The organism is Actinomadura craniellae (genome assembly GCF_003289645.1).
GTDB lineage: Bacteria > Actinomycetota > Actinomycetes > Streptosporangiales > Streptosporangiaceae > Actinomadura_D > Actinomadura_D craniellae.
Map to the genome: position 1 here is coordinate 87,245 of NZ_QLYX01000012.1, position 21,276 is coordinate 108,520.

Sequence of the window (21,276 nt, forward strand, 5' to 3'; positions counted from 1 at the left end):
CACGGGGACGTCACGCCGAGCGCGGGCCGCTGACCGAACGGGAACAGGGACGTTCCGCGCGCGGGGACGTCACCCGGCGCGGCGGCTCAGCCCTGGCGGGGCCAGACGAAGGACAGGTTCACCACCACGGGGCGCTTGTCGTCGAAGGAGTTGAGCACCTCGATGGCGGGGGCCGGGCCGTCGGGCCCGCCCAGCGGCCTGCTGTGCGGGTCGCCGGTGAAGGCCGTGTCGGACAGATCCTCCCGGCCCTTGCGCCGCTGCTCCATGCGCCGCTGGTACCAGGCGTCGATGTTGCGCAGGTCGACGGCCCACTGCGCGCCGAGCCGCTTCGCCTGGGCGTAGGCGTCCTCGGTCGTGGTGGCCTTGTAGAACAGGTCGAGGTTACGGACGGTCTCGTCCTCGCGCCGGCCCATGACCCGCTCGACCCGGCCGTCGAAGCTCCGGCCGGCGGGCAGGGTGAGGCGCACCCGCACCCCGCCGGACATCTCGAACGCGGACAGCTTGTTGGGCCAGCGCACGTTCTTCGTGGTGTGGCCCTTGCTCAGGTCCCAGTCGAGCCCGCCCCGGACCGGGCCGCCGGGGGTGGGGGTTCCGGCCGCCTCGCCGCCGCCGTCACAGCCGGTCGCGGAGACCGCCAGCAGCCCGGCGAGCAGCGGGGCGCACAGTGCGCGGAGGTTCATCAGCACACACCGTCCTCGGGGTCGTAGCCGATGGGGATCAGCCGGGACTCGTCCGCGAGTTCGTGCGGTGGCCGGCCGATCTCCTCGCGTATCCGGTCGGGTTCGTGTTCCAGCAGGTACTGGTAGCGCGGCAGCATGTCCTCGGTGATCCATTTCCAGCGCGAGTCGAACGTGGCGATGTTGCCGGTCGCGAACGGGGCGCGCACCGTGATGTCGCCCAGGCTCTGGCAGGGGCCCCACGGGGTCAGGCAGATCTCGTCCGGCAGGTTGATGGTGCCCACCTCGTTGACCACCTCCCGGAACGGCTTCCCACCGGGGATCGGCGACTCGGTGGTCTGTCCCATCATGTACGTCATGGCCAGCCCCACCAGCCCGTGGTGGCCCTTCATCTCGTCGTAGTCGTCCTGCAAGATGATCTTCTGTTCCCGGTAGAGCAGCGCCTCGTTGCCGTTCGCGATGCGCTCGGGGTCGCCGGACGCGATGTCCTCCCAGGCGTCCAGCTCGGCGCGCGGCAGCTGGCCCGCCGCGGCCAGCCGGCGCATCTCCTGGATGCCGCCCCGGTCATAGGCCATGTGCTGCCAGCCGAGGTCCCGGAAGATCTGCTTGTGCATCGAGACGAACTTGTCCTCGAAGAACTCGAACTCGGCCTCGGTGGCCCCGACGAGGGCGTCGAGCAGGACCGCCGGCATCTGGGGGAAGTGCCGGCGCAGGATCTGCTCCCGGACGTCGCGGGACGCCTTCCGTAACACGTGCATGTCCTGCATGCCGCCGTAGACGTGCCCGCCGGCGAGCGCGGCCATGCCCGCCCACTGCAGTTCGGGATGCCGCATGTACAGGTCGGAGTAGTACTCGTAGACCGTCACCACGTTGTGGTCGTTGCACGACAGCCCCCGGCTGGTGTCCCAGTCGTCGCAGTGCAGCCCGAGCTCGCGGCAGAGCATGTCCCAGTAGTCCTCGGGGTCGGGCGCCGGCGACCCGACCGGGGTGGGACTGTGCGAAATCGGGGTGACGCCCGGCGTCTCGCATCTCCCGTTGGTGAGGACCTTGCCGACACTGCAGGTGAGGGCGGAGGTGACGCGCTGGCCTATCCCGGTCTGGCCGACGCCGACGAGCGTCCCGGCTAACAGGACGATGACGGCGATGTACGCCAGTGCCGATTCCCCGCGATCTCCCCGATCTCCCCGGGTGCCTGTTCGTGACAATCCCATGAAGAAGAGTTTTCTTTTGGGTGTCCTGAGGGGCCAGGGTCCTGGGCCCTATCCCGGTCCTTTGTCTGGGCCCTGTCAAGGGCCCATCAATTCAAGATCGAGTTTTTCTCTGAGCCGGGAATCGCATGTTTTGGCTGTATGGCCACAGTAGGGGGCGGAAGTGCGCGGGGCTGCTGGGAGGTTCTGCTCCTGGCTTTGGAGCCGGTGTTGCTGGTGCCGATATTCGGAGTGTCAAAGCTGGTCATTTGCTAGATCGCAAATCGTGGCCGACTGTTTGTTGTGTTTTAAGCCATTGGTGTGCTGCGGGGTTGTCAACGGGAAACGGCCTGGCGTTCGACGGGGCCCGCCGGTAGGGCGGGCCCCGTCGTCGTCGAGCCGGGCTGCGGCCGGGACGGCCACTCCTTCCGCCCCGGCCCCGCCCGCCGGCTCAGTAGGTGATCAGACCGCGGATGTTCTTGCCGTCGCGCATGTCCTGGTAGCCCTGGTTGATCTCGTCCAGGGTGTAGGTGGTGGTGATCAGCTCGTCGAGCTTGAGCCGGCCGTCCTGGTAGAGGTGCAGCAGGCGCGGGATGTCGCGCCGGGGGTTGGCGTTGCCGAAGATGCAGCCGACCAGTTCCTTGCGCATCATCGACAGCTCGAACAGGTTGAGTTTGACGTCCTCTTGGGTCATCGGCGCGACCGCGGTGACGACCCCGCGGCCGCCCTTGGCGACCATCGACATCATCGGGGCGATGAGGTCGCCGGTGGCGACACCGGTGGCGAGGATGGCCTTGTCGGCGTTGGCGCCCCAGGTGAGCTCGCCGACCATGGCCATCGCCTCCTCGATCGAGGCGGCGGAGTGGGTGGCGCCGAACGTCGAGACCGCCTTCTCGCGCTTCCACTCCACCGGGTCGACCGCCACGACATGGCGGGCGCCGGCCATGGCCGCGCCCTGCACGGCGTTCATGCCGATGCCGCCCACGCCGATCACCACGACGGTGTCACCGGCCTGCACGTCCGCGGCGTTGACGGCCGAGCCCCAGCCGGTGGTGACGCCGCAGCCGACGAGGGCGGCCTTGTCCATCGGGATCCACTCGTCGATCTTGACGCAGGACGACTCGTTGACGACGGTGTACGGGGAGAACGTGCCCGTGCAGCACATGGTCCCCAGGTCCTTGCCGCTCTTGGAGTGGTGCCGCGCGGTGAAGTCGCTGATCTGGCGCCCGGCCAGCAGGACGGCGCCCAGGTCGCACAGGTGCTGCTGGCCCCGTGCGCAGGAGGGGCAGCGGCCGCAGGCCGGGATGAACGACAGGACGACGTGGTCGCCCTCCTGCAGCGTCGTGACACCGGGGCCGACCTCGACGACCTCGCCCGCGCCCTCGTGCCCGCCGATGACCGGGAACTGCTCCAGCGCCACCAGTTCCGCGAACTCCGGGGGGACGACCATGTCGCCGGTGACCATGTGCTCATCGGAGTGGCACATGCCCGACGCGGCGATTTTGATCTTGACCTCGCCGGCCTTCGGGTCGTCGAGTTCGATGTCCTCGATGCTCCAGTCGGTGTGGGATTCCCACAGGATCGCTGCTCGGGTTTGCACTGGTGCCTCCTCGGGTCGAGAGGTGGGGGGGAACGAAGGTTCGGCTCGCGCCTACCGAAGCTGTTCAAGGAGGCCCGAGCCTGCCCCTGACTCGGGCACCCGTGACAGATCCCGGCGAACACGCTCATGTGCGAGGGTCGCCCATGCCGTGTTCCTCACCGATAAGACCGAATCCGTTTCTAGCTATTAGTACTAGAATCTAATTCGGAAAGCTATGGGTTACAGGTGCGGTTCGGCGATCATGCCGGGCCCGCATCGCATCGTCGTCCGGCTCCGCATCGTGGCTCCGGGGGTGCCGTCGCATCCGGCTCGGTCAGCCCGTGCGCAGTGGTTGATCGGTCATCGCGTGTCCTCCCGGCCGCCGGAACCGCGGGCCCCGGTCGGGTGCCCCCTGGGCTCTCGCACCATGCCCGGAGGGTACTCCCAACCTGGAGAAGTCTCCAGGCTCCTGTCCTGCCCACCGGGAGTGATCGTTGCAGCGCTCGAAGCGGGGCTCGCCGTGGCGGCCGCACCCGCCTGGTGCGGCGGTTTCCGCGCCGTCCTGCCGGGCGAGGGAAAGGCGAGAATTCGGTTTTATCGGTTTTTGGTGTGGCGGGCTAAGGGTTATATCCTATTTGTGGTGATTAAAGTGGTGCGTCATCTTTGCGGGGTGGGCCTGGGTGCGCCCGCAGGTGATTCGCGAAGTTCGCAGCTCATGGCCGGTGGCGGCGAGGTTCTGGATTGATCTGCATATGTGGAGGAATGTCTATTTGTGGCATTCCTGCCGTTCGGGTCGATCGCTTGACTCGACCTATCCCTGCCGTGACAATTTCCCTAGCGGGGCGTTTGTTTTCTGTGGTGATCGGTTCCTTTTCCGGGGCGAAGCCTGGCGGTTAGTGTCCACTTCCGTGACGCCGGGTGTTCGTCGCGTGACCGTTCGTCCTGGCCTGGGAAACCCGCCAGAGGGGAGTTCTGCATGACCGGAGAGGCCACCGCCCAGTCACCGGACGACCAGGGCCGGCTGAGCCTTGGCACGCGGGCGGCGCAGCAACTGGCCACCACCGCCAAGACCGTGCCGCAGATGCAGGGCGTCACCCCGCGGTGGCTGCTGCGCAAGCTGCCGTGGGTCGACGTCCCCGGCGGGACCTACCGGGTGAACCGGCGGCTCACGCTGACCGCCGGGCGGGGCCGGGTCGAGTTCGTCCAGACGGGCGCCGACGACGTGCGGATCATCCCCGGCACCCTCACCGAACTCCCGCTGCTGCGGGGCTTCGCCGACCCGGCACCGCTCGCCGCGCTGGCCGGGCGGTTCGCGCCCCGCGACTTCCGGCCCGGCGACACCATCGCCGCGGCCGGGTCCCCGGTGGCCGAGGTGCTCATCGTCGCGCACGGCCGGATCGAGCAACTGGGGACGGGCGAGTACGGCGACGCCCAGAGCCTCGGCGTGTTCGTCGGCGGAACGCATCTGGGCGACGGGGCGCTGCACCGGCCCGACCCGGTGTGGCCGCACACCTACCGGGCCGCGACCGCCGGCACCCTCCTGGCGCTGCCCTGGCCGGACCTCCAGCGGCTCCTCGACGAGGCGCCGGAGCTGCGCGCGCACATCGCCGCCCGCGCCGCCGCGGCCGGCCGCCCCGCCAACCGCAAGGGCGAGGCCGAGATCGCGCTGGCCTCCGGGCACCACGGCGAACCGGTGCTGCCGGGCACGTTCGTCGACTACGAGCCGGCCCCGCGGGAGTACCAGCTGGGGGCCGTGCAGACCGTCCTGCGCGTCCACTCGCGCGTCCACGACCTGTACAGCGAGCCGATGGACCAGGTGCGGGAGCAACTGCGGCTGGCCGTCGAGGAGGTCCGCGAGACCCAGGAGTGGGAGCTGCTGAACAACCGCGAGTTCGGGCTGTTGCACAACGCCGACTACGACCAGCGGATCAGCACCCGGACCGGCCCGCCGACCCCCGACGACATGGACGACCTGCTCACCCGCCGCCGCGGCACCCGGATGTTCCTGGCCCACCCCAGGGCCATCGCCGCGTTCATGCGCCAGTGCAGCCGGCGGGGCCTGTATCCCGGCTCCCTCCAGGAGGACGGGCACGCCCTGCACGCCTGGCGAGGGGTCCCGATCTTCCCCTGCGACAAGCTCCCCATCAGCGAGGCGAACACCACCTCGATCGTCGCGATGCGGCTCGGCGAGGACGCGCAGGGCGTCATCGGCCTGTACCGCGCGGACCTTCCCGACGAGTACGAACCGGGGCTGAACGTCCGGTTCATGGGCATCGACGAGCACGCATTGATCAAGTACCTGGTCTCGGCCTACGCGTCGGTCGCGGTCCTCGTGCCCGACGCGGTCGGCGTCCTGGAGAACGTCGACGTCGCTGCGACCGGCGAATGAACAAACCCCCGCATCCGGAAAGGGATCGAGCATGACCATCGTCAGCAACTACCAGAACGACGTGGCCAACTACTGGAACGCCGAGCGCAACCCGGTCAACCTGCGGCTGGGCGACGTGTCGGGGATCTACCACCACCACTACGGCATCGGCGAGGCCGACCGGTCCGTCCTCGACGCCGCCCCCGAGATCCGCGAAGAAGCGATCATCACCGAGCTGCACCGGCTGGAGAACGCCCAGGCCAACCTGCTGCTCAGCCATCTCGGCGGCATCCGGCCCGCACACCGCCTGATGGACGCCGGCTCGGGCCGGGGCGGCTCCAGCATCATGGCCAACGCCGCCTTCGGCTGCCAGGTCGACGGCATCTCCATCTCCCAGTCCCAGGTGGACTTCGCCAACGACCAGGCGGCCCGGCGCGGGGTGGCCGACAAGGTCCGGTTCCACTTCAAGAACATGCTCGACACCGGCTTCGAGACCGGGGCCTTCCAGGCGATCTGGAACAACGAGTCGACGATGTACGTCGTCCTCGACGACCTCTTCGCCGAGCACTCCCGGCTGCTCGCCCGCGGCGGCAGGTACGTCACCATCACCGGCTGCTACAACGACGTGTACGGGCTCCCGTCCAAGGCGGTCTCCGCCATCAACGCCCACTACGTGTGCGACATCCACCCGCGCAGCGCCTACTTCCGCGCCATGGCGGCCAACCGGCTCGTGCCCGCCAGCGTCATCGACCTGACCGCCGACACGATCCCCTACTGGGAACTGCGCCGGAACGCCGCGGTCGCCACCGGCATCGAGGACACCTTCCTGGAGGCGTACCGCGACGGCAGCTTCCAGTACCTGCTCATCGCCGCCGACCGGGTCTGAGACCGCACGGCCGCCGGATCCCGCACACGTCCCTCCCCGGAGCGCCCTCGGGGCGGAGCCCGACCAGAGAGCAGGTGGACAAGACTGATGCCCACGACACACCACGGACCGTGCGGGGCCGGCGGCAGGCGTCCCCTGCCCGCCGCACCGGCGGACGCGTGGCGGGGAACGCCGCCCGGACCGACCGGCCTGGGGACCGCCGCGGCGCTGGTGCCCGCGCACCTGGCCGCCGCGCGTCCCAGCCGCGACACGGTCGTCCCGCTCCCCTCCGGAGCGCGGCCGGGCTCCGTCCGGGGCGGTTCGGTCTACGTCGAGCGGTCGTGGGGCGACGGGTCGCACACCCCGCTCTACTGCCCGACCCCCGAGCGCATCGACGACGGCCTCGCCGAGGTCGTGGACGCTCTGCTGGTCTCCTGGGCGCGGGAGTGCGGGTTCGAGGAGCACGAACTCGACGCGCTGGGCAAGGCCAGGTTCGGGCAGTTGGTCACCCTCGCCCACCCCGACACCGACGACCCCGACGCCCTGCTCGTCGCCGCGCAGATGAACGCGGGCTGGTGGGCGGCCGACGACTACTACGCCGACGACACCGCGCTGGGGGCGGTGCCGGCGCAACTGCCGCAACGGCTCGCCCTGGCGATGTCGGCGATGGACCCCGTTCCGCCCGCCGGCGACCTCACCCCGCCGCTCCAGCAGGCCCTGCAGGACGACCTGGTCCTGCGGATGCTCGACTCGGCCGTCGCCCACCTGCGCCGCCACGCCACCCCCGCCCAGGTCCAGCGCATCTGCTACTCGACTTTCGCGATGTTCGTGAGCTGGACCGCCTACGCGGCCTGGCGGGAGGCCGGCGAGCACCCGCCCGCCTGGGAGTATTTGGCGGCCCGCCAGCACGACAGCTTCTACACCTCCATGACCCTGATCGACGTCGTCGGCGGCTACGAGGTCCCCGCCAACCTCTACTACGACCCCGGGGTCCGCAACGCCGCCTTCCAGGCGGGCACCGCGAGCGTGATCGTCAACGATCTGCACTCGGTGGAGAAGGACGCCGCCGACGAGAAGCCGGTCTGCAACCTGGTCCTGCTGGTCGCCGCGGACCAGGGCTGCTCCGTCCAGGAGGCGACCGAGATCGTCGTCGCCCTGCACAACGACATCGTGCGCGACTTCGAGGCCGCCCACCGCAAGCTGGCGGCCATCCCCTCCCCGGAACTCCAGCGGTTCCTGCGCGGGCTGCGCGCCTGGATGGGCGGTGGCGTCGAATGGCACGCCACCAACCCCCGCTACGCGCAGCAACCACAGGCCGGCACCGCCACGGGATGACCGGGCGGGGCCGGTCCCCGCCGCGGTGCGGACGAGGCCGTCCCGCGCCCGGCCGGTGCGGGACGGCCTCCCTATGGCGGCGTGCCCTTCAGCCGGTCGATCGTCTCGGCCTCGTCGTAGACCTCCGCGTACTTGGCCGCCAGGTCGAAGAGGCTGCTGTGGTGCGGCCGGGGGTCCCGGTCGCCGACGGCCTGGCGCACGACCACCGGCAGGTAGCCGTGCGAGATGGCGTCCACCGCGGTGGCGCGCACGCAGCCGCTCGTGCTCACCCCGCAGATCACCAGGGTGTCGATGCGCCGGGCGGCCAGGGTGGCCGACAGCGAGGTGCCGAAGAAGGCGCTCGCGTACTGCTTGACCAGCACCAGTTCGTCCGGGCGCGGGGCGACCTCGGGCATGATCTCCCCGAGGTCGCCGCCGGCGTCGGCCACGAAGTGGCGCAGCGCCGCCACCTTGCGGAAGAACAGCCCGCCGTCCACCCCGCCGGGGCCGTAGGAGACCCGGGTGTGCAGCACCGGCACCCCGCCGGTGCGGGCCGCCTCGACCACCCGGGCCGCCGACTCCAGGCAGTCCCGGCTGCCCATGTACAGCTCGGCGCCGGGCTGGAAGTAGGCCCGCACCATGTCGATGACGATCACCGCGGGGGAGGTGCCCCACTCCAGGGTCCGGCCGAACCCGGCCGAGGCGTAGTCCCCGGCCAGGTCGTCCGCACCGGGGCGGGCGGCGTCGGTCACGACGGCACCGGTGGCCTGGGCGCGGGCAGGCCGGTCTCGGCCTCGCAGTTGGCGATGATCTCCGCCAGCGGTGGGCCCATGTTGAAGACGGGCAGGTCGGCGGGCCGCTCCGCGCGCAGCCGCTCGCGCAGCCCGGCGGTGGCCGCCTCGTTCAGCGCGCCGTCCGGCGACACCACCACGCCGTAGCGCCGGGCGCCGTCCGGTGACACCAGGCCGCGGCGCACCTCCAGGGCGACGAGTTCCGGGTCGCGGGCCAGCGGGTCGCCCCAGCCGCCGCCGCCCCAGGTGACGAAGTGCAGCACGTCACCCCGGGCCACCGGCACGTCGTGGACCTTGCTGGGCAGCACCTCGACGGTGCCGTCCGCCCGCTCGATCCACTTGCGGCCCCGGGCGCCGGGGTCACCGCCGTTGACACCCCACGGGTAGGTGAGCCAGCGGTCGTCGTGGATCGCGATGGTCCCCGGCTCCAGGAACCGGTAGGTCACGTCGACCCCGTTGCCGCCGCGGTGCAGCCCGACACCGCCGGTGTCCGGCACCGTCTCCCAGCGTTCGATCCGCAGCGGGTAGTAGGACTCCAGGTACTCGCAGGGGATGTTGACGAACGAGGGCCACAGGGAGTGCCCGTCCGGGCCGTCGCCGATGGGCCGGCCCGGGATGCCGCCGAAGCCGATGGAGTAGAGCTGGAACCACTCGCCCTTGCGGTCGCCGTCGGCGTAGTGGCCGGAGTACATGAAGTGCGGGGAGGACGAGAAGCCGGCCGCGTTGAGCAGGTCGGGCGTTTTCTGGCCGAGCAGCCCGCCGAACAGGTCGAAGATCCGGCCGACCCCGTGGTTGCGGGCGTTGAGGGCCGCGGGGAACTCCGGCTTCCAGAAGCTCTTGTCCGGGATGTGCACGTCCACCAGCGGGTAGAAGCCGTCGTTCCACAGGATCTGCGGGTCGGCGACCGTGATCATGTAGATCCCGAAGAACATCCGGGCCAGGTTCGCGTTGATGTAGTAGTTGATCGGCCCGGGGGACTGCGGGTCGCTGCCGCTGAAGTCGAGCAGCACCTTGTCGCCGGTGCGGGTGAGCGACAGCGTGAGCTTGTACGGGCCGTTCCCGACGCCGTCGTCGCAGATGTAGTCGGAGAAGCTGATCGTCTCGCCGTCCTCGAACAGCGTGGTCAGCAGCACCTTCATCGCCTGGTAGTTGCGGTCGAGCAGGGCGTCGAGCGTGGACAGGTAGGTGTCCGCGCCGAACCGGGCGCACAGTTCCTGGATCCGGCGCGAGGCGGTGCGGCAGGCGGCGACGATGCCGTTGAGGTCGGCCCGGTTCCAGTCCGGCTGCCGGACCTGGTTGAGGATGATGTTCAGCGCGTCCTCGTTGAGCACCCCCCTGGCGTAGAGCTTGAACGGCGGGATGATCACGCCCTCTTCGAAGATCGTGTGGGCGTCGGTCGGCATGGAGGAGACGGTCTTGCCGCCGACGTCGGACATGTGCCCGAACATCGACGCCCAGCCGACGACCCGCCCGGCCACGTACACCGGCATGACCACCAGCCAGTCGTTGGCATGGCTGATCGCGCCGTCGCAGGAGTAGGGGTCGGAGGTGAGCAGGACGTCGCCCTCCTCGATCGTGCCGTCGAACCGATCCAGCAACGCCGGGATCGACAGCCCGAACTGCCCGACCACCATCTTGCCCTCGGGGTCGGCGATCAGCGGGAACTCGTCGTGCTGCTCGCGGATGCCGGGGGACAGGGCGGTGCGGAAGAGCACCTCGTCCATCTCGTGCCGGGCGTTGCGCAGCGCGTTCTCGATGATGTCGACGGTCACCGGGTCGACGTCGACCCGGGCCCGCGGTTCCTGGTTGCTCTCGATGATCTGTGCCATGGTCAGGCCTCCGGACGGATCAGCAGGCTGCCGCCGACGTGCACCGTCGCGGCGTGGCCGGGCAGGACGAGGGTGGTGGAGTCCATCTCGGTGACGATCGCGGGACCGGGGATCACGTCGCCGGCCCGCAGCAGCGTCCGGTCGTAGACCCGCGTCTCGGTCTCGGCGCCGTCCACGTACAGGAGGGTGGTGCCGGTCGCGGCGGCCGCGGGGTCCCCGTCGCCCTCGGGCAACCGGGCGGCCTGGACGTTGGGGCGCGGGCCGCTGACGGCGGCGCGGGCACTGACCAGCTCGTGCTCGTTGCCGAGCAGGAAGGAGAACAGCCGCTCGTGCTCGGCGTCGAACACCTTCCCGAGCGCGGCCAGCCCGCTGCCCTGCCCGTCCGCCGCGAGGTCGAAGGTGCCGATGTCGACCGGCACCGGGATCTCGAAGCCCTGCCCGTGGTAGCGCAGGTCCACCTGGAAGGTGACGGTGTGGTCGGCCCGCGGCACGCCCTCGGCCTCCAGCGTCGCGGCGGCCGTCTCGGCGAGTTCGGTCAGGATGCCGTGCAGCTCGGCGTCGGTGAGCTCGGAGAACCGCCGGATGTAGGTCCGCGCCGCCTCGTCGCGCAGGCTGGTGGTGGCGTCGCCGTAGGCGCACAGCACGCCCGGCGACGGCGGGATGATGACCGGCCAGGCGCCGGTCAGCCGGCCGAGCGCGTTGGCGTGCAGCGGCCCGGCCCCGCCGAAGGCCACCAGCGCGAAGTCGCGCGGGTCGAAGCCCTGCTGCACCGAGACCAGCCGGAGCGCGCCGAACATGTTCTCGTTGACGATGTCGATGATCCCCTGCGCGGCGGCCTCGACGCTGGGCAGCCCCATCGCGTCGGCCACCGTCGCGACCGCGGTCCGCGCCGCGGCACGGTCCAGGGTGATCTCGCCGCCCGCCAGCTCGGTGGGCAGGTAGCCGAGTACCACGTTGGCGTCGGTCACGGTCGGTGCGGTGCCGCCCTTGCCGTACGCGGCCGGGCCGGGTTCGGCGCCGGCCGACTGCGGGCCGACCCGCAGCGCCCGGGTGAGCTCCGGGACGTGCGCGATCGAGCCGCCGCCGGCGCCGACCGTCCGCACGTCCACCGACGCGGCCCGCACGGTGAGGTCGCCGACGTTGGTCTCCCGGCCGATCCGGGCGGTGCCGCCCTGCACCAGCGCCACGTCGGTGGAGGTGCCGCCCATGTCGAAGGTCAGCAGGTCGCTGAACCCGGCCTGGCCGGCGGCCCAGATCGCGCCGGTGACGCCGCCGGCCGGTCCGGACAGCAGCAGCGACACCGGGTTGTCGGCGGCCGTCGCGGCGCTGGCGAGACCGCCGTCGCTGCGCAGGATGTACAGGCCGCCGTCCACCCCGCCCTCGGTGATCTTGGCGGCCAGGTTCTCCATGTAGCGGGCGACCTGCGGCTGGACGTAGCCGTTGGCCACCGTGGTGATCGTCCGCTCGTATTCGCGCAGCTCGGGCAGCACGCTGGAGGAGACCGAGATCGGCAGGCCGGGCAGTTCCTGCGCGGCGATCTCGGCGATCCGCCGCTCGTGGGCGCCGTTGGCATAGGAGTTGATCAGCGAGATCGCGAGCGCCTGCACGCCGTTGCCGGCGAGCCGGCGCAGCCCGGCGCGGAGGTCGTCCTCGTCCAGCGGGGTGATGACCGAGCCGTCGGCGCCGATGCGCTCGACCGCCTCGATCGTGTTCTCCAGCGCGGCGAGCGGCTCGGGCTTGGGCCAGATGATCCAGCCGGCCAGCCCGCCGGGGACGTAGGACCGGGCGATCTGCAGCACCTGCCGGAAGCCGCGGGTGGTGACCAGCCCGACCCGGGCGCCCTTGCCCTCCAGGATCGCGTTGGTGGCGACCGTCGTGCCGTGCAGCACCTGCCCGATCTCGGCCGGGGAGATCCCGGCCGCCGCGGCGGCCTTGCGCATTCCGGCCAGGACGCCGACCGACTGGTCGTGCGGCGTCGAGGGCGTCTTCGCCCGGAAGGTTTGCCCGGTCTCCTCGTCGATGAGAAGGATGTCCGTGAACGTCCCGCCGACGTCCACACCCAATCTGTAGCGCACAAGGCCTCCTGTTCCACAGCGCCCGCCGGTGCTGCCGTTCTGCCTGCTAGATCACTCCGGTGGAGTGCAGGCGCTTGATCTCCTGGTCGTCGAGGCCGAGCAGGCCCCGGTAGATCTCGTCGTTGTGCTGGCCGAGCGCCGGCCCGGCGCCGCGCACCGAGCCCGGCGAGGCCGACAGCTTGGGGAACACGTTCTGCATGGCCAGCTCCCCGAAGTCGGGGTGCGCGACCTTGACAATCGCCTCGCGGGCGGCGAAGTGTGGATCGTCGAACATGTCCTTGGCCTGGTAGATCCGGCCCGCCGGGACGCCCCCCTCGTGCAGGGTCGCCAGCAACCGCTCGGCCGGGAGGGTGGCACTCCACTCGGCGATCAGCGCGTCCAGCTCGGCCATGTTGGCGCCGCGGGCGCTGTGCGTGGCGTAGCGCTCGTCGGCCGCGAGCTCCGGCCGGCCCATGACGGCGGCCAGCCGGGTGAACACCGTGTCCTGGTTGGCGGCGATGAGGATCGAGTCGCCGTCAGCGGTCGGGTAGACGTTGCTCGGCGCCACGTTCGGCAGCACCGGGCCGGTGCGTTCCCGCTGGTAGCCGGCCTGCTGCCACTCGGGCAGCATCGACTCCATCATCGCCAGCACCGACTCGTAGATCGCCGCGTCGACCAGCTGCCCCTTGCCCGACAGCGTGCGCTCGTGCAGCGCCACGAGGGTGCCGATGCCGGCGTAGGTGGCGGCGAGGGAGTCGCCGAGCGAGATGCCGGCCCGGGACGGCGGCTGGTCGGGGTCGCCGGTGACATGGCGGATGCCGCCCATGGCCTCGCCGATCGAGCCGTACCCGGCCCGGCCGGAGTAGGGGCCGGTCTGCCCGAAGCCGGTCACCCGGGTGACGACCAGCCGCGGGTTGATCTCCCAGAGCCGTTCGGGGGCCAGGCCCCAGCGTTCCAGCGTGCCGGGCCGGAAGTTCTCCAGCAGCACGTCCGACTCGGCGAGCAGGCGCCGCACCAGCTCCTGGCCTTCCGAGGTGCGCAGGTCGCAGGTCACCGACTTCTTGTTGCGGGCCACGACCGGCCACCACAGCGACTTGCCGTACGGTTTCTCCCGGCCCCACTGCCGCATCGGGTCGCCCTTGCCCGGGTCCTCCAGCTTGATGACCTCGGCGCCGAAGTCGCCCAGCAGCTGCCCGCAGAACGGGCCGGCGAGCAACTGTCCCAGCTCGATCACTCGGACGTCCCGCAGGGGCAGCGGGCGAGGGGCCTCGGTCATGGTTTCTCCTCCAGAGGGGTGGCTGCCGGTACCGGGCGCGGCCCGAGCAGGGACGCGCGCGCGGACAGCAGATGTGCGTGCATCACGGCCTCGGCCCAGTCCGGGTCCCGGGCGCGCAGCGCGGCGACGATCTCCAGGTGGTGGTTGACGCTGCGCCGCATCGCCGCCTCGTCGAACGCGTGCAGGGTCCGGATCAGGACCGAGGCGTGGATCAGCGAGCTGACCGTGCCGGTGAGCACCGGGCTGCCGGCCAGGTCGTTGAGGGTGGAGTGGTACTGGGCGTTGAGGCGGTACACGTCGTCCAGCCGGCCCGCCTCGGCGTGCTCCTTGTGGGCGATGGCGATGTCGTTCAGCCCGTCGATGTCGGCGTCCGAGGCCGACTGGGCGGCGGTCCGGGCCGCCAGGCCCTCCACGTGCGCCCGGATCTGGAAGATCTGGTCCAGGTCCTGCCGGGGGTACTCCACCACCCGGGCGCCCTTGTTCGTGATGATCTCGACGAGGCCCTCGGCCGACAGCCGCCGCAGCGCCTCCCGCACCGGGGTGCGGCTCAGCCCGAGCCGTTCGGCGAGGTCCACCTCGCCGAGCCGCTCGCCCGGGGCGTACTCGCCCCGGAGGATCCGCTCCCGCAGCGCGTCCACGGCGCGGTCGCTTGCCGCTGTCATCCGCCCTGCCCTTCGCTGATGAGATGTGTACATTTAGTAGGAGTCCGCGGGGATTGACAAGGGTTGATGTGAATATTTCTTAGGCATTGCATACATGTTGCCTTCCTTGGTAGACAGGGGCCCATGGTGGCGAACACGGTCCGCGCAGGTGTGGAAATCATCGAGGTCGGCCCGCGCGACGGGCTCCAGAACGAAGCGGTCACGGTACGCACCGACGCGAAGATTGCATACATCCAGGCGCTGATCGACGCGGGGGTCACCCGGATCGAGGCGACCAGCTTCGTGCACCCCCGGCGGGTACCGCAGATGGCCGATGCCGAGCAGGTGATGGCCGGGGTGCCGCGCCTGCCCGGGGTCGGCTATGCCGGCCTGGTGCTCAACCGGCGCGGGCTGGATCGCGCGCTGGCCGCCGGCGTCGACGAGGTCAACGCCGTGGTGGTGGCGACCGAGACGTTCTGCCAGCGCAACCAGGGCATGTCCGTGGCCGAGGCCGTGCGCTCCTTCGGCGAGATCAGCCGGGGCGCGCGGGACGGCGGCCTGAAGGTCACCGCGACCATCGGGGCGAGCTTCGGCTGCCCGTTCGAGGGCGAGGTCGGCCCGGACCGCGTCGCCGAACTGGTCCGCCAGTGCGCCGACGCCGGCGCCGGCGAGATCGCGCTGGCCGACACCATCGGCGTCGGGGTGCCGGCCGACGTGCACCGCCTGGTCGAGGCGGTACGCGAGGTCACCGACCTACCGCTGCGCTTCCATTTCCACAACACCCGCAACACCGGGTACGCCAATGCCCTGGCCGCCATCGCCGCCGGCGCGTCCGCCCTGGACAGCAGCTGCGGGGGCATCGGCGGCTGCCCGTTCGCACCGGCCGCCACCGGCAACATCGCCACCGAGGACCTGGCCTACATGCTGCGCCGGTCCGGCCTGGACACCGGCCTGGACCTGGACCGGCTCATCACCGCCGCCGCCCTCATCGAGGGCGAGCTGGGCGCGCGGCTACCCGCGCTGCTCGGCCGCGCCGGCGACTTCCCCGGCGAACTGTCACCCGAGCGCGACGGCGGATCCTGAAGCAGCGGAACTCCGGCGGTTCGCCTGTCCCTGACCGGCCGGTACGTCTCGGAGCCACCCTGACGGCCTCGGCGCAGGTCGCCCTGCCGACATGAGGTCATAGCGGTGGGGCGACTTCGAGGTCCTGCCAGCGGATCTCGATGGGAAAGGGGTCGGTGGCGGTGACCGCGACGGGGCCCATGTCGCGGTGCGTGGTGCCGATGTGGGTGTAGGGCTTGGACCCGCCGGTGAGCGCGTACCGCTCGATGACCACGGCGCCGACCTTGTCGAAGCTGACCAGCCAGTAGTGCGGGATGCCGGCGTCGGCGTAGTCGCTCATCTTGTGCACCCGGTCCCGCCGCTCCGACCAGGTGGACAGCACCTCGGCGACGATCACCACGTGCTCGGCGGCCAGTTGCTCGAACTCCGGCAGGCAACGATGCAGCACCGCGTCCGGCTTGCGCGCCGTGGGCGGCACCTCCCACAGCAGGACGTCCACCTCGGTGTTCGTCTCGTAGCAACTCGCGCTGCCGGTGCGGCGCATCTCGGTCACCGCGGCCCGCTCCAGCGCCAGTGACAGCCGGGTGCCGACCTTCTGGTGGTCGCGGCCACGCTGCTCGCGCGGGATGACGTACCCGTCGACGATCTCCAGATCACGCCGGACCTCCTCGTCGATGTCGAGGAACGTCTCCCAGGTGATGGGCGCGTGCTGCGGTTCAGGCCAGACGACGGTCACGGTATCGATGGTCCCAGGCTCGACGGGCGGGGCGCACCTGATCCTAGATCTGGGAGATTCAGCGTGTGCGGCGGGTGTGGCGGCGCATCCCGTCCACTTTCTGGCGGAAGACCTCCGGGGTGACGATCGGGGTTCCCCGCCAGGGGGACATCGAGATGAGATCGGCGTCGTTGCTGACGACCAGCAGGGCGCCCACCTCGGCGGCGAGGTCCAGGACCAGGTTGTCTTCGTGATCGGGGCAGTCGTGGACCGTGCGGGGTGGGTCGATCACCTCGCCTCCGCTCTGCTCGACGATCGCGTCCAGCGCGGCCAGGTAGGCGTCGACCCGATCCTGCTCCCACTTGAACAGCTGCGACAGGACCCGGTCGGTGTTGGACAGGATGTGCGGGGAGAGCCACAGCGAGAACTCGGCTGCGTCGTTGGCGACGCCGACGCAGTCGGCCGAGGCGTTGCCCGAGGTGGGCGGTGGTGAGGGCCAGGAGCGGAACGGGCTGTTCCCGCTCGCGGCGGCCGTCACCAGCACGTTGACGTCATAGACGATGGGTACCGACATGGGTCAGGAGCCGTCCTTGCCCTTCAGGAACTCACGGACCCGGTCGGGGACGTCGGCCGGCTCGATGCCGAGTTCGGCGGTGCGCTGCTGGCCGTACGCCTGGAGCTCGCGCAGCTGCTCCGCAATCATGATCGACTTCATTACGCGGTAGGTAGCGCGCAGGTAGGCCGACCGGTTCCCATCACCGAAGTACTCGACGAGCTCGTCCAGCGTGGGACGGTCCTCGGCCTGGACGGAGAACCCCAGCGTCTGCGCCTGGCGCCGGCCGGGACGGCGGGAGCTCCTGGTCTTGTGCCCCTTGGTCTCTGCTGCCATACACCGATCATACTTCCGGGTCGCACTTAGAATGCAACTTGTTGCACTCAATCTGCTTTCTAGGGGCGAACACCACCGGCTGCTGTGGGGTTGCGTTCATGTGAACTCGGTCGTCTGATGGTTATGACCAAGCTCTGGCGGTTCTGGGTGTTTGGGTGCCCGTTCGCCGGGGCCCTACCGGGCAGTCCGGATTGGGGATGACTCTTCATGTCAACGGCGACAGTGCAGGAAGCGATCGACGGCTTCGTGGCGACCCCGCGGCGGATGTTCATCGGCGGGCAGTGGGTGGAGGCGGTCTCGGGCCGGACGTTCGCCACCCCGGACCCTGCCACGGGGGAGACCCTCGCCCATGTCGCGGAGGGGGACGCGGCCGACATCGACCGGGCCGTGGCCGCCGCGCGCCGGGCGTTCGAGGAGGGGCCGTGGTCCCGGATGACGGCGTCCGAGCGCGGCCGGTTGATCTGGAAGATCGGCGATCTGATCCTCGAGCACACCGACGAGCTGGCCCGGCTGGAGTCGCTGGACAACGGCAAGCCCTTCACCGTCGCCCAGGCCGCGGACGTGCCGCTGGCCGCCGACCTGTTCCACTACATGGCCGGGTGGGCCACGAAGATCGAGGGCAACACGATCGACATCTCGGTGCCCTACATGCCGGGCGCGTCCTTCCACTCCTACACGCTGCGCGAGCCGGTCGGCGTCGTTGGCCAGATCATCCCGTGGAACTTCCCGCTGCTGATGGCGGCCTGGAAGCTGGGGCCCGCACTGGCCACCGGCAACTGCGTCGTCCTCAAGCCCGCCGAGCAGACACCGCTGACCGCGCTGCGGCTCGCCGAGCTGATCGCCGAGGCCGGGATCCCGGACGGCGTGGTCAACGTCGTGCCCGGATACGGGGAGACCGCCGGAGCGCGGCTGGCCGCCCACCCGGGGGTGGACAAGGTGGCCTTCACCGGCTCCACCGAGGTCGGCAAGCAGATCGTGCAGGCGGCGGCGGGCAACCTGAAGAAGCTCACGCTGGAACTGGGCGGGAAGAGCCCCAACATCGTCTTCGAGGACGCCGCGGACGGCGCCGTGGCGGGGGCGGCGAACGCCATCTTCTTCAACCACGGCCAGTGCTGCGTCGCCGGGTCGCGGCTGTTCGTGCACCGGAGCCGGTTCGACGAGGTCGTCGAGGGCGTCGCCGACATCGCCAAGACCATCAAGCTCGGCCCGGGCCTGGACCCCGGCACGCAGATGGGCCCGCTGGTCTCCGACGAGCAGTTGCGCCGGGTCACCGGTTACCTGGAGTCGGGCCGCGTGGCGGGGGCGACCACCGTCGTCGGCGGCGGGCGGCACGGTGACCGCGGCTACTTCGTCGAGCCGACCGTGATCACCGGCACCCGCGCCGACATGCAGATCGTCCGTGAGGAGATCTTCGGGCCGGTCGTGGTGGCCGAGCCGTTCAGCGATCTGGACGAGATCGCGGCACAGGCCAACGACACCGAGTACGGCCTGGGCGCGGGCATCTGGACCCGCGACATCTCCAAGGCGCACGCGCTGGCCAAGAAGATCCGCGCGGGCACCGTCTGGATCAACTGCTACAACGTTTTCGACGCGGCCCTGCCGTTCGGCGGCTACAAGCAGTCGGGCTGGGGCCGGGAGATGGGCCACGAGGCCCTCAACGCTTACACCGAGGTCAAGGCCGTCACTACGCAGCTGTGATCCACCCGGCGGGTGGGAGGCGCCGGTCGCGGTGCCTCCCACCCGCCGTCGGTTTCGCCGGCCCGGTGCGACTTACGGCTGTTGCCGGCTGAATTTTTCTGTTTGCATTTTTCCGCTATACCGATCTTCGGTATCGAAGTGATCTTTGTATGTGGCGGGTTCCGGTGCGGGGCGGGCACAACTTCTGGCATTACATCAGTGGATGTGCCTAGTCAAGTGGCATTTTTGTAGGCAGTAGAGCGATTTGGTCGTGCTGAGACTACTTTTTGTGCATTGACGCCAAAAAGGTCATTGCCTACCTTCGAAATAGAGCGCGCTCCATTCCATGCATGGACTTCCCGCCCCGTTACCCGGGCGCCAGGAATGGCGCCCACCGTCCCCGAAATGAGGACTCCCATGTCCCGTGCCACGAAACTGGCCGTGACCGCCGTGATCGCCGCCGCCGCCGTCGCGGTGCCGGCCTCGCCCGCCATGGCCTGGACGGCCGGTCCCGTCTCCGCCGCCCTCTCCGGGCCCATGATCATCGACGCGGGCATTCCCGCCTCCTGCACCTCCGCCACGTACGGCGGAAGCATCACCGCCGCAGGTGATCTCACCATCACCTCGGCCACCGCCGAGTGCGGCGTCGCGATCACCCCCTCGCAGCTGCCCTGGAGCGGCAGCCTCACCGGCGGCGTCGCCACCATCAGCGGCTACCGGGTGAGCGGCATGGGCTGCACCTACGGCGGCAGCCTGGTCGGCAGCTACGTCAGCGAGGACGAATCCTTCCCGGTCACCGTCACCTTCACCGAGCAGACCGTCAGCAGGGTCAGCGGCCACTTCCTCTGCCCCTCCTCCGCCACCATCACCGCCTCCTACGTCTTCACCCAGCCGTGATTCCGAGGCCGGTCCCGGGGTGAGTCCAGGCCGGCCTCGCGCCGTGGCCCCGGCGGCACCCGCCGGGGCCACGGCGCCGTCCGGTACGGCACGCGAGCCGTACGGCCGGCATCGGCGGCAGGACGTGCGCGGCGCGGGCGGGTCAGCCGATGGTGATCGGCAGGGTCTCCCAGCCGCGGACGGTCGAGGTCTGCGCCAGCTTCGTGTTGTCCCAGTCCACGTCCCACCGCGGGAACCGGCGCAGGATCTCCTCCATCGCCACCCGGCCCTCCAGCCGGGCCAGCGCCGCACCCAGGCAGTAGTGGACGCCGAGGCCGAAGGTCAGCTGCTGGTTGAGCTTGCGGTGGATGTCGAACCGGTCCGGGTCGGCGTAGCGGCGCTCGTCCCGGTTGGCCGCCGCCACGATGAACAGGAGGGCGCTGCCCTTGGGCACGGTCTGGCCGTAGAACTCCACGTCCTTGGTGACGTAGCGGGCGATGGAGGGGCCGGGCGGTTCGAGCCGCAGGATCTCCTCGATCGCGTTGGGGATCAGCGACGGGTCGTCCACGAGCTCCTGGCGCTGCTCGGGGTACTGGGCCAGCACGGACCCGATCCACCCGATGAGCCGGCCCGTCGTCTCGTTGCCGGCGCCCGCGACGACCGTGACGTAGGTCAGGACCTCGTCCCGGGTGAGCGTGCGCGTCACGCCGTTCTCGTCCTCGAACTCGGCGTTCAGCAACTCGGTCATCAGGTCGTCGGAGGGGTTCTTGCGGCGCCAGTCGATGTATTCACCGAACATCTCGTTGCTGAGGATCGCGCCGTCCCGCAGATCCATCTGCCCGCCGTCCTCGGTGCGCAGGCTCTCGTCGGCCGAGTCGCGGAGGGCCGCCTGGTCGGCCTCGGGGATGCCGAGGAGCATGCCGATCACGCGCATCGGCATCTCGGCGCCGACGGCGGCGACGAGGTCGAAGCGGTCCGTGCCCACCAGCGGGTCGAGGGTGCGCGTGCAGAACTCCCGCACCCGGGGTTCCAGGGCGGAGATCCGGCGCGGGGTGAAGACGCGGGCCAGCAGCCGGCGGTGGATGTCGTGGATGGGCGGGTCCTCGAAGATGAGGGTGCCCGGAGGCAGTTCGATATCGGCCTTGATGATTTCCAGGATTCCGCCGCGGGCCGAGGAGAACGTCTGCCAGTCCGGCAGGCCGCGTTCGATGTCGGCATGCCGGCTGACCGCGTAGAAGTCGTATTTCTCGTTGTAGTAGAGCGGCATCTCCTCCCGCATCCGGCGGTAGATCGGATACGGGTCCTTCGCGAATTCGGATTCGTAGGGATCCCAGTAAACCGGGTTTTCACTGCTCACTTGTCCAGGCCTTCCTCGAACCCCGGCGCGCGATCGGTCGACGCGCACCCCGGCGGCTGCCCGTCCTCGTTGCTGAGCGGTCGCCAAATAATGCTGTGCACTTGCTTAGCACCCGCCGC

19 protein-coding genes are annotated in these 21,276 nt (G+C 70.3%); 7 read left to right on the forward strand and 12 right to left on the reverse strand.

The genetic code is table 11. From position 1 onward, the window contains the following. Window positions 1-86: 86 nt before the first annotated feature. From DPM19_RS23805 to DPM19_RS23815, 3 genes are all read right to left on the reverse strand, one after another. Window positions 87-680: a hypothetical protein gene (locus tag DPM19_RS23805; protein ID WP_146778977.1), complete on the reverse strand. Its 594-nt coding sequence runs from the start codon at window positions 678-680 to the stop codon at window positions 87-89. Further along, the gene (locus DPM19_RS23810) at window positions 680-1,888 is read right to left on the reverse strand and encodes a DUF2515 family protein (protein ID WP_146778978.1); all 1,209 of its coding nucleotides are present in this window, start codon (window positions 1,886-1,888) and stop codon (window positions 680-682) included. Before DPM19_RS23810 ends, DPM19_RS23805 begins: the two co-directional genes overlap by 1 nt. 427 nt (window positions 1,889-2,315) lie before the next feature. After that, window positions 2,316-3,464, reverse strand: coding sequence for an NDMA-dependent alcohol dehydrogenase (locus DPM19_RS23815; protein WP_111870232.1), 1,149 nt, complete (start codon window positions 3,462-3,464; stop codon window positions 2,316-2,318). Between the two features lie 466 nt (window positions 3,465-3,930). Between DPM19_RS23815 and DPM19_RS34940 the strand changes: the two genes are divergently transcribed. From DPM19_RS34940 to DPM19_RS23830, 4 genes are all read left to right on the forward strand, one after another. Next, on the forward strand, window positions 3,931-4,188 hold the full coding sequence (locus DPM19_RS34940) for a hypothetical protein (RefSeq protein ID WP_146778979.1): 258 nt from the start codon (window positions 3,931-3,933) through the stop codon (window positions 4,186-4,188). A 231-nt stretch (window positions 4,189-4,419) separates the two neighbouring features. Beyond that, a complete protein-coding gene (locus DPM19_RS23820) occupies window positions 4,420-5,832 on the forward strand; it encodes a family 2B encapsulin nanocompartment shell protein (protein ID WP_111870233.1) in 1,413 nt (470 codons plus the stop codon). Window positions 5,833-5,863: 31 nt separating this feature from the next. Beyond that, the gene (locus DPM19_RS23825; protein WP_111870234.1) at window positions 5,864-6,697 is read left to right on the forward strand and encodes a geranyl diphosphate 2-C-methyltransferase; all 834 of its coding nucleotides are present in this window, start codon (window positions 5,864-5,866) and stop codon (window positions 6,695-6,697) included. 87 nt (window positions 6,698-6,784) lie between these two features. Then, window positions 6,785-8,011 (forward strand): family 2 encapsulin nanocompartment cargo protein terpene cyclase, encoded by a 1,227-nt coding sequence (locus DPM19_RS23830; protein WP_233510674.1) that lies wholly within the window; start codon window positions 6,785-6,787, stop codon window positions 8,009-8,011. Window positions 8,012-8,082: 71 nt separating this feature from the next. Here DPM19_RS23830 and DPM19_RS23835 read toward each other — a convergent pair whose 3' ends face one another. From DPM19_RS23835 to DPM19_RS23855, 5 genes are read right to left on the reverse strand one after another with little or no spacing between them, the layout of a single operon-like run. Beyond that, window positions 8,083-8,742: an isochorismatase family protein gene (locus DPM19_RS23835; protein ID WP_233510681.1), complete on the reverse strand. Its 660-nt coding sequence runs from the start codon at window positions 8,740-8,742 to the stop codon at window positions 8,083-8,085. Then, entirely contained in the window at window positions 8,739-10,610 is a 1,872-nt protein-coding gene (locus DPM19_RS23840) for a hydantoinase B/oxoprolinase family protein (protein WP_111870235.1), read from the reverse strand. Before DPM19_RS23840 ends, DPM19_RS23835 begins: the two co-directional genes overlap by 4 nt. Before the next feature lie 2 nt (window positions 10,611-10,612). Continuing rightward, window positions 10,613-12,685, reverse strand: coding sequence for a hydantoinase/oxoprolinase family protein (locus DPM19_RS23845; protein WP_111870236.1), 2,073 nt, complete (start codon window positions 12,683-12,685; stop codon window positions 10,613-10,615). Window positions 12,686-12,731: 46 nt separating this feature from the next. Beyond that, window positions 12,732-13,940 carry a CaiB/BaiF CoA transferase family protein gene (locus DPM19_RS23850; protein ID WP_111870237.1) on the reverse strand — a complete coding sequence of 403 codons (1,209 nt, stop codon included), beginning with the start codon at window positions 13,938-13,940 and terminating at the stop codon, window positions 12,732-12,734. Then, complete coding sequence (locus DPM19_RS23855) at window positions 13,937-14,602, reverse strand: GntR family transcriptional regulator (RefSeq protein WP_111870238.1); 666 nt, start codon at window positions 14,600-14,602, stop codon at window positions 13,937-13,939. Before DPM19_RS23855 ends, DPM19_RS23850 begins: the two co-directional genes overlap by 4 nt. 123 nt (window positions 14,603-14,725) lie before the next feature. Between DPM19_RS23855 and DPM19_RS23860 the strand changes: the two genes are divergently transcribed. After that, entirely contained in the window at window positions 14,726-15,664 is a 939-nt protein-coding gene (locus DPM19_RS23860; protein WP_111870239.1) for a hydroxymethylglutaryl-CoA lyase, read from the forward strand. Window positions 15,665-15,761: 97 nt separating this feature from the next. Here DPM19_RS23860 and DPM19_RS23865 read toward each other — a convergent pair whose 3' ends face one another. The 3 genes from DPM19_RS23865 to DPM19_RS23875 are packed head-to-tail and all read right to left on the reverse strand — an operon-like array spanning window position 15,762 to window position 17,247. Continuing rightward, window positions 15,762-16,379, reverse strand: coding sequence for a Uma2 family endonuclease (locus DPM19_RS23865; protein ID WP_158566876.1), 618 nt, complete (start codon window positions 16,377-16,379; stop codon window positions 15,762-15,764). Window positions 16,380-16,437: 58 nt separating this feature from the next. Further along, window positions 16,438-16,932: a PIN domain-containing protein gene (locus tag DPM19_RS23870; protein ID WP_111870241.1), complete on the reverse strand. Its 495-nt coding sequence runs from the start codon at window positions 16,930-16,932 to the stop codon at window positions 16,438-16,440. Between the two features lie 3 nt (window positions 16,933-16,935). Next, a complete protein-coding gene (locus DPM19_RS23875; RefSeq protein ID WP_111870242.1) occupies window positions 16,936-17,247 on the reverse strand; it encodes a hypothetical protein in 312 nt (103 codons plus the stop codon). Between the two features lie 207 nt (window positions 17,248-17,454). On the opposite strand from DPM19_RS23875, the gene DPM19_RS23880 reads away from it, so the two are divergent. Both DPM19_RS23880 and DPM19_RS23885 read left to right on the forward strand, forming a co-directional pair. Then, on the forward strand, window positions 17,455-18,945 hold the full coding sequence (locus tag DPM19_RS23880; RefSeq protein WP_111870243.1) for an aldehyde dehydrogenase family protein: 1,491 nt from the start codon (window positions 17,455-17,457) through the stop codon (window positions 18,943-18,945). Between the two features lie 396 nt (window positions 18,946-19,341). Further along, entirely contained in the window at window positions 19,342-19,821 is a 480-nt protein-coding gene (locus tag DPM19_RS23885; RefSeq protein ID WP_111870244.1) for a hypothetical protein, read from the forward strand. A 142-nt stretch (window positions 19,822-19,963) separates the two neighbouring features. On the opposite strand, the gene DPM19_RS23890 is transcribed toward DPM19_RS23885, so the two are convergent. After that, window positions 19,964-21,157 carry a cytochrome P450 gene (locus tag DPM19_RS23890; protein WP_199485253.1) on the reverse strand — a complete coding sequence of 398 codons (1,194 nt, stop codon included), beginning with the start codon at window positions 21,155-21,157 and terminating at the stop codon, window positions 19,964-19,966. Window positions 21,158-21,276 lie beyond the last annotated feature (119 nt).

What these genes read in the sequence shown, in the direction of transcription:
- DPM19_RS23805 (WP_146778977.1), bottom strand. Translation starts at nt 680, where the DNA reads ATGAACCTCCGCGCACTGTGCGCCCCGCTGCTCGCCGGGCTGCTGGCG.
- DPM19_RS23875 (WP_111870242.1), bottom strand. Translation starts at nt 17,247, where the DNA reads ATGGCAGCAGAGACCAAGGGGCACAAGACCAGGAGCTCCCGCCGTCCC.
- DPM19_RS23870 (WP_111870241.1), bottom strand. Translation starts at nt 16,932, where the DNA reads ATGTCGGTACCCATCGTCTATGACGTCAACGTGCTGGTGACGGCCGCC.
- DPM19_RS23840 (WP_111870235.1), bottom strand. Translation starts at nt 10,610, where the DNA reads ATGGCACAGATCATCGAGAGCAACCAGGAACCGCGGGCCCGGGTCGAC.
- DPM19_RS23855 (WP_111870238.1), bottom strand. Translation starts at nt 14,602, where the DNA reads ATGACAGCGGCAAGCGACCGCGCCGTGGACGCGCTGCGGGAGCGGATC.
- DPM19_RS23880 (WP_111870243.1), top strand. Translation starts at nt 17,455, where the DNA reads ATGTCAACGGCGACAGTGCAGGAAGCGATCGACGGCTTCGTGGCGACC.
- DPM19_RS23825 (WP_111870234.1), top strand. Translation starts at nt 5,864, where the DNA reads ATGACCATCGTCAGCAACTACCAGAACGACGTGGCCAACTACTGGAAC.
- DPM19_RS23810 (WP_146778978.1), bottom strand. Translation starts at nt 1,888, where the DNA reads ATGGGATTGTCACGAACAGGCACCCGGGGAGATCGGGGAGATCGCGGG.
- DPM19_RS23830 (WP_233510674.1), top strand. Translation starts at nt 6,785, where the DNA reads ATGCCCACGACACACCACGGACCGTGCGGGGCCGGCGGCAGGCGTCCC.
- DPM19_RS23850 (WP_111870237.1), bottom strand. Translation starts at nt 13,940, where the DNA reads ATGACCGAGGCCCCTCGCCCGCTGCCCCTGCGGGACGTCCGAGTGATC.
- DPM19_RS23860 (WP_111870239.1), top strand. Translation starts at nt 14,726, where the DNA reads ATGGTGGCGAACACGGTCCGCGCAGGTGTGGAAATCATCGAGGTCGGC.
- DPM19_RS23820 (WP_111870233.1), top strand. Translation starts at nt 4,420, where the DNA reads ATGACCGGAGAGGCCACCGCCCAGTCACCGGACGACCAGGGCCGGCTG.
- DPM19_RS23885 (WP_111870244.1), top strand. Translation starts at nt 19,342, where the DNA reads ATGTCCCGTGCCACGAAACTGGCCGTGACCGCCGTGATCGCCGCCGCC.